The sequence below is a fragment of the Oceanicella sp. SM1341 genome (genome assembly GCF_003448965.1).
Lineage (GTDB): Bacteria > Pseudomonadota > Alphaproteobacteria > Rhodobacterales > Rhodobacteraceae > Paroceanicella.
The window spans coordinates 37,150-43,982 of record NZ_QRGC01000036.1 but is presented as its reverse complement, the minus strand read 5'-3'; the positions used below and the strand labels follow the sequence as shown (position 1 = coordinate 43,982).

The 6,833-nt window shown below is 59.9% G+C and carries 8 protein-coding genes; 3 read left to right on the top strand and 5 right to left on the bottom strand.

Translation table 11 applies throughout. The annotated features are described in order from the left end of the window. Positions 1–221: 221 nt before the first annotated feature. A complete protein-coding gene (locus tag D3P35_RS23040) occupies positions 222–545 on the bottom strand; it encodes a DUF736 domain-containing protein (RefSeq protein WP_009573768.1) in 324 nt (107 codons plus the stop codon). A 554-nt stretch (positions 546–1,099) separates the two neighbouring features. Beyond that, positions 1,100–1,537 carry a hypothetical protein gene (locus D3P35_RS23035; RefSeq protein ID WP_118138286.1) on the bottom strand — a complete coding sequence of 146 codons (438 nt, stop codon included), beginning with the start codon at positions 1,535–1,537 and terminating at the stop codon, positions 1,100–1,102. Between the two features lie 97 nt (positions 1,538–1,634). Between D3P35_RS23035 and D3P35_RS23030 the strand changes: the two genes are divergently transcribed. From D3P35_RS23030 to D3P35_RS23020, 3 genes are all read left to right on the top strand, one after another. Then, on the top strand, positions 1,635–2,231 hold the full coding sequence (locus D3P35_RS23030; RefSeq protein ID WP_157982276.1) for a 2'-5' RNA ligase family protein: 597 nt from the start codon (positions 1,635–1,637) through the stop codon (positions 2,229–2,231). 351 nt (positions 2,232–2,582) lie between these two features. After that, the gene (locus tag D3P35_RS23025) at positions 2,583–3,146 is read left to right on the top strand and encodes a DarT ssDNA thymidine ADP-ribosyltransferase family protein (RefSeq protein ID WP_118138284.1); all 564 of its coding nucleotides are present in this window, start codon (positions 2,583–2,585) and stop codon (positions 3,144–3,146) included. Further along, positions 3,146–3,790 (top strand): hypothetical protein, encoded by a 645-nt coding sequence (locus D3P35_RS23020; RefSeq protein WP_118138283.1) that lies wholly within the window; start codon positions 3,146–3,148, stop codon positions 3,788–3,790. The genes D3P35_RS23025 and D3P35_RS23020 overlap by 1 nt, the downstream gene beginning before the upstream one ends. A gap of 153 nt (positions 3,791–3,943) precedes the next feature. Here the strand turns inward: D3P35_RS23020 and D3P35_RS27050 are convergent, their stop codons facing one another. From D3P35_RS27050 to D3P35_RS23005, 3 genes are all read right to left on the bottom strand, one after another. Beyond that, positions 3,944–4,126 (bottom strand): DUF6527 family protein, encoded by a 183-nt coding sequence (locus D3P35_RS27050; protein WP_370032355.1) that lies wholly within the window; start codon positions 4,124–4,126, stop codon positions 3,944–3,946. A gap of 152 nt (positions 4,127–4,278) precedes the next feature. Further along, entirely contained in the window at positions 4,279–5,673 is a 1,395-nt protein-coding gene (locus tag D3P35_RS23010) for a ThiF family adenylyltransferase (RefSeq protein ID WP_118138282.1), read from the bottom strand. After that, positions 5,670–6,779 (bottom strand): multiubiquitin domain-containing protein, encoded by a 1,110-nt coding sequence (locus D3P35_RS23005; protein WP_118138281.1) that lies wholly within the window; start codon positions 6,777–6,779, stop codon positions 5,670–5,672. Before D3P35_RS23005 ends, D3P35_RS23010 begins: the two co-directional genes overlap by 4 nt. Between the last annotated feature and the right edge of the window lie 54 nt (positions 6,780–6,833).

The window sequence follows — 6,833 nt, the reverse complement described above, 5'->3', positions numbered from 1 at the left end:
CCAAGACCATCGCGTTTTCGCGTGGCGAGTAAGGGCTCGAAGCCGTCGCGCGGGAACGACCGAATACTCCATCTATTATAGTCGCTCCCAGAAGAATCTCTACCGGATTTCTTCTGCGTTTATATCGCGTTTTCGTCTTGGCACCGCCAAACGGGAAAACTGATTCGGTTACCCGGTCTGGCGGTCGGCCCCGACCTTTCGACCGAGGCCTCGCGACGGCGTTATTCGCCGCGGCGACCGTTGGGGCGGGACCAGATCAGAGCGTAGCTCTCGCCGTCCTCGTCGTCGAAGAGGTTGGCGTAGATCGGGGCGGTGAAGCTCGGATCGTCCAGCTTGAGGCCCAGATAGTCGCGGCCCTCGCCCGAGCGTTTGGACCAGGCGGCGCCGATTTCGGCGCGGCCGACCAGGACCCGGTGGCTGGGGGCGTTCTCGCCGGTAGCGCGGGTGTCGGGAACGATGCGCACGCCCTGGACCTGAACGCTGAGGGTGACGATTTCGCCGGTGAATTCGTTGCCGGTCTTCTTGAAGGTGCCGATGGTTGCCATTTTAAGTCTCCGTTTTCCGTTTCCGGGTCCGCACCATTGCGGCCCGATGGCGATCGACAGGCCGGAGACGACCGACGGCGCACCCCCGGCGTGCCGGGGGCTGGACAGCAAAGGCAGAACTTTCTTGTCTCGCGCGGAATGGGCGCAGCCCAGGGGAAGAAAGTTATGGCGGCGCTGTTGCGCCAAGCCGGTCGAGGCACAGCCGGTATTCGGCCAGATCAGGCCATTGAAAGGGCCGTATGGAGCGGACATGGGACGGGCAAGGAACGGAGACGATGGCAACCGCGGATGCTCATCAGCCCGACCGGCCTTTCACCGACGGATTGGCTCACCCGCGACAGGCCATGCGCAACACTCTCCAGGCGCCCCGCCCGACGTGCCCCGCGATCGCAGGTGCAGTCTGCCGCTCGAACGGTCCGCCATTCCCACCGCACGGCCAAGGGCAGCGACGCGGGTCTCACGCCGATCCGCACACCGCCCCATACCGGCAATCTGACGATTGGGATGGCAGTCCAGCACTGATCAGGCCCCGCCTCATCGGATCGCCTGCAGTGTCAGGCGCTCACGGGAAAGCTGCCCGAAGGCTCGGCTGCCGAACCGGCAATGCGGAGAAAGGCGGACACGCCTACAGCGCCAGCGCCGATAACAGCGAAGATCATCTGCCAGGTCTCCGAGGGCATCATGGCCCTGGCGATCCCTTGGGTGGCGTGGAAGCCAGCGAGCACCGCCGGCACCACGAAGATCAGCGCGATGACAAACCGCGCCCAGAGCGGGCGCACGAGCATGATCAGCGCCTGACCGATGGCAAGCGTCAGGCCGGCGGCGAAGCCGCCGACGAGGATTGCACCGAACCAGCCTGCGCCGGTGCCATAAGCCCAGATGCCGGCATGAAGTCCGACGAGAAACGGCAGGGCGAAGACGGCGAGGTTGAACAGCAACCAGCACATGGCTGCGATGGCGGCAAAAGATGCAAGGATTCCGAGAACAAACATGGTGGTGTCTCCCGTTTTACGTGGAACGGTCGCGCCTACCACCACCATGGCGCAACCTGAAAGTTAGCAGAATTCTTGTCTTTGGGCGAGACACAAGGTGACCCGCCTCCCTGAGCGAAGCCAGCCCATCGTTGACCCATGGTGCAGATTTCCCCACTTTGTCGTGATGATTTACGTCCTGGCATATCCACAGTTTGAGCCGAGTGTCGCCGAACGCATTCGTCGGTTTCGGACCGAGAACGAGCCGGCCAGAGCCGAGCTCGTCCCCCCACACGTAACTCTCGTGTTCGGGCTGACGAACATTCGCCTTCAAGAGTTCCAGGAACACTGCGAGGCAGTGGCCAGCAGGTCATCGCAATTTGAGATCTCTTTCGTTTCTGATGAGATTACACACGATCCCTTTGAAAAGACCCATAAACTGCTTCTCGTCAGCTCGACCGGAAGTTCCCTGTTGGCGGCACTGCATGACCAGCTCTACGATGGTGCTCAGAGGGCGGAGCGAAAGGACGATATTCCCTACCGCCCACACATGACGGTCGCGACGAACCCTGATCGAACGATTATCGAGCGTTTAGAGACGTCTTCCCTCGGAGGCTTCCCGCTCTTGGGAACCATCCGGGCCCTGGAGGTGGTTAAGCTTGAGAACGGGAGGCTACACCACCTTCGCACCACCCCGTTCGGAAAGTCGGGCTAGGGTTCGAAGGCGGCTTGCGGAAGCGCGACAGGCGGTCGTGCGTGATCCGCGCTGCGCTCTTTCACCTCCGGCCCATAGCCGCTGGTCGCCGCAGACAAATGCTGCACTGCCGCATTCCTGAAAGCGGCCATTTGTCATGCGCCGTAGCAAAGACCCGGCCAAGATGGTAGAGATGAGGGCAAAGCAGACACTCAAGTTCGCAGGTTCAATCCACATTCCTCAAACTTCTGAGCATCCATTATCTTAAGAAAGCGGAGCACAGCGGTCTGAGCACCGGCGGAAGCTGCTGTGCCATCGGTCGGCGGCGGCTGGGAGGGGGTTTTGGTTTGATCTGCGGCACCGGAATCCCATATGCTGAAGGAGACAGAACGGCCGGGGGAACAAGTGACAATCGACCAATTGGTGAAGTACATCAATGCCAGTACCCATCATCGTTATGTCTACCACTTCACAGACGAGGCGAATTTCAAGTCAATCGGAAAGCACGGTCTGCTTTCAAAGAACCGAATGCGCGCCGGCGGGTGGTGGCCTGCGGCCACAGGAGGGAACGAGCTAAGCCACAGTCTGGATGATCATCGAGGAATCCCCGACTACGTCAGCCTGTGTTTCACCCGGAACCACCCCATGAAGTTCCTAGCAAATCGAGATGGTCGGCTACCCAATCCCCGATACCTAGGGATCAGTACGGAAGTACTCAGACTCCCCGGCGTCAGGGTGGCATTTGGCGTAGCGAACAAGAACGATGTTCAAATCCGTGATCTTGCGGACGCTATCCAGTACATGGACCTGGAGGTTCTTTACACGCAGACGGATTGGCGGAACCCGGAAATCAACAGCCGACTGAGAGAAGCGGAGAAGATGGAGCTTTTAATCCCAAACCACGTTCCTGTTAGTCTCATTCCCAAGGTGTTTTGATGGCTACGCGCCCCGTGTTCCTGCCAACCGAGGACGGCCCGCTTCTGGTTAGAGAGCGGAGTTTTGACTTCCCCTGGTCATCTGGGTTTGCAGAAGTCCAGAAGAAAAAGAACGTCCGGGCGCTGCACGATGCTGCCTACCGGGCGGGCATAGACGGCCTCTTGGAAATATCTTCAAAGTCCGACGAGGAACTAGGCCGGAAGCTCAGCGCATTCAGCCTGAAAATCGACATAGGTGGGCAGATGCTGCCGCTTGAGAGCGTGTATCAGGGGGCGAAGGTGTTCAGGGAATCCGGCCCATTTACGGAGATAATGAGCTTCGCGCCGCGAGAGGCCAAGCGGTTCATACGCGAGAATGCCCAAGGCGATCTCATCCGGTTTCACCTGCTCGATCGGGACTTCCCGCTGTCACCCAAGAACGCATTCTATGACTGGCTGTATATTCGGTCCTTGGTGGCGCACAGTGACTGGATCCGCAGGAAGGTGCCTTATGGGGCCTTCACGGACGTTGAGTTCAACCCCGAAAAACAAGTCAACTGCCAAGCCCGAGCCTTTGCGGAGTACCTGAGCCTACAGCATCGCTCGATGCTAGAGAGGGCGGCGGATGATTTTGACTACTTCGCATCGCTGCTCAGCCCAATCTAACGAGATGGATGCGGCGAACTGAATGCTGCGCGGCGCGCCCGGACACTGTCGTTCGACGGGTGGCGCAGAAATTCGTCCGCGCGATGCTCCGTATTTGGGACACAGTTGCAGCTCGCGGCGCCTGCACCCTAATAGAAGCGAACTCTGGCGTGGCTAATCGCACCACTGAACCCGACCTCGCCGCATCCAAAAGTGCGACCGGCATCCAGTCTTGCGCCACACGGAGGGTGACAATGTCGGCCTGTTCTCTCGGTCAAGTCTAACGTCCCAGCGAGGCTTAGCCTCAGCGATGATTAGGAGTTCGATGATGTCACCGCAACCACAAGGGCAGCGCATGCCGACACACCAGTCTTCACCGTCTTCGCGCGCCAGCACGAGATCACGACGCGGCATGGACTGAGGCAGACTGTCCCCTTCAATTATGATCAATCGCCGTGCGGGTCCGAACCGTGCCCAAACGTCGCGCCACCACTTCCGAATGTCCATCATCAATCCGCCCTCCGCGGCTTAAGTATTGGAAGGCCAAGCAGCGGCTCCATATTACCGCGCGCGAAGAGGTCAAGATTAGATCTGGGAAATGCTGCTTCCGCAGTGAACTCTTCTTCACCCGCAGCCAAGCTGAACTGTGTGCGGGCATAATTACCGTTGGGGTCCAAGCGGAAAGGATAAGCGCGCGCAATGAACTCATTCATCGCTGCCGTCGCGACCCGCATATTAAGCGTAATCACTGACGGGGCCTCTTCGATCATGCCTTTGATGTAACCCGCTTCGAGTTCGTGTTGGTGCGCACCAGGAGCAGTGTGGCGCAGGTACTCAGCGCGTAAGCTGGTGGGTGAGTACACTTCACGATCACGTAGCGTGGAACCGCCTGGCTGAACGTAATCCACACGACCGCATACATCTGCGATCGCCATTCCTCGTGTAGCTTTGCGGAGTGGGATCACCACGCCCATATCGAAGAGTGGAAGCAAGAACGCTTGGGCGATGAAGTCGGCCATCTGGCGAGCTTCAAGCGTATCAACGCAGCAGAACAGCACATCGGCCTGACTGGCCGACAGCACCGCCTCCCGGCTCGTGATGGATGCCGGTATGGCCATCGCGACACCTTCGCCGCGATAACTTGCGACGGCGGAAGCGAACATTTCGACCTTGAGCCGACGCTCCTCGGCATCAGCCCGGGTGGCGTTCAAAATTCGATTCAAATTGTGGGGTTCGATGCGGTCGAAATCGATCAGGTCAACTCTGCCGAAGCCCAGACGGGCGGCTTGCTCACCTATGATCGAGCCAGTGCCCGACACCCCGATCACCACAGCACGCAGGCGCCCCAGTTCACGGGTCATACCGCTTGTGAATGCGACGGGCCGATCAGCGAATTTGGATGGTGGATGTTCGCCAGTCCAGATTAGGTCGATGTCATCACCGATCACTGACACGAGATTGATTGGCCAGCACGTTCCGTCCTGGGCGTACAGGCGTCCGCGCACCCGCCCATCCGGAATCATGATGGCGGAACCGTGAAGCGAGCCGAGGGCCTCAAACAGGCCAGGCATCACCCGAGCGTCGCTTTGGTCGTCAGCTTCGGAGAAGTCGAACAGGCCGCCAGGATGGGAATGGATCAAGATGAGGGACAGATTCTCCGCCTCGGCCAGATCGATCGCCTCTTCGATCCAAAGACCAGGCCAAACGATGCGGTCGGGTTCACGCAGCGCGCAGTCCTCATAAGGCACGAGGACTGCTTTGCGGACGAGCAGGCGCTGACGAGGGCCCGGCACGCGGGCACAGACAAGAATTGCCGCAGCTTCACAGCCATCGCCAGGGAAGAGATGCCGACGGACACAATCACGCGTCGCTCCGGCGAAGCTGAGCGTCCAGGTCGGCATCATTCCCCGACCTCCTTGCAGAGCGCCGACTCGACGAGCGCCAGATGCGTGACGACATTGTCGGACGAAGGATTCCACTCCGAACCCGGCCCACGATGGCGCGACCAGCCATTGTAGGGAACACCCAGAATCGTCGCCGGAATGTGAGTGCAATCGATCGCGCGGCCCGACACGAGCGCAAGCGGCGGATAGGTGTAAAACATATCGATCTGGGCTGCCGGGTAAGTCGGCGGGATCTCAAGGGCGAGGCGCGTCTGAGTAGCGCTGAATCCGGCCGGAACGGGATAGTGGTGGATGACCAGCCAACGCCTCCCCCCGTCATTCACTGTCTCCCACTTATAGCCGGTGCAATCGAGATAGACTTCATCCACCTCCAGCACGTCGAAGTCCCGGCGAGGCGCCAGAGGCGCCTCGCCATTGTTAACTTCCTTCGGTGTCAGCCGGATCTTCTCGATGCCCGGGGTGCGCAGATCCACAACGTCGGTCAAGACGACTTCGCGCTTCGCCTGACCAGCGACCTTCAAGAAGATGTGCCAGCTTTGGGCGACATCGAAGCCGGCCTTGATCATCGCGTCGCTCACGACGATGGTCGGCGTGTTGGACACGATGGTCACACCCTGAATGTTAAGCTTCCAGGACGGCTTCCGGCCTACGAAAGCCTCGACCCCGCACCCGTCCAGATCGACCAGGTCCTGATCACCTATCTCGCGATCGGGTGCATCAACCTGCTCGAGGTAGACCGCGACGCCTGCGGGCAGCTGCCCGAGCTGGCGAACGATGGCGCCCGAGACGATCCGGCAAGGCCACTGGAAGCGCTGACCGTCGATCGTGATGAAGTAGTCGCGATCAGTCTCGACGATCACGAACCGGCCTTCGGTACGTTTCAGGTCCACGGTCTCGCTCGGACGAACATCCTCAAGCTCGCCGTTCGCAAGCACCTGCAGCACAACGGCGTGCTGCTTCGGCTTGAAGCCAGCTGCAGCGGCCAGCTGGGCGCCGGTCGGCGTCAGGTCGTCGATCAGTACGTTTCGGTAGGTCAAGGTCTCATCCGCAACTTCGATGCGGCGGCGCTTATCGCGATCCGCGGCGTCTTCACTCAACTCAGTCATTTCACACTCCAGCTTTTCCGGCCAATCGCCGATACAGCTAAAATGGGAATGCAT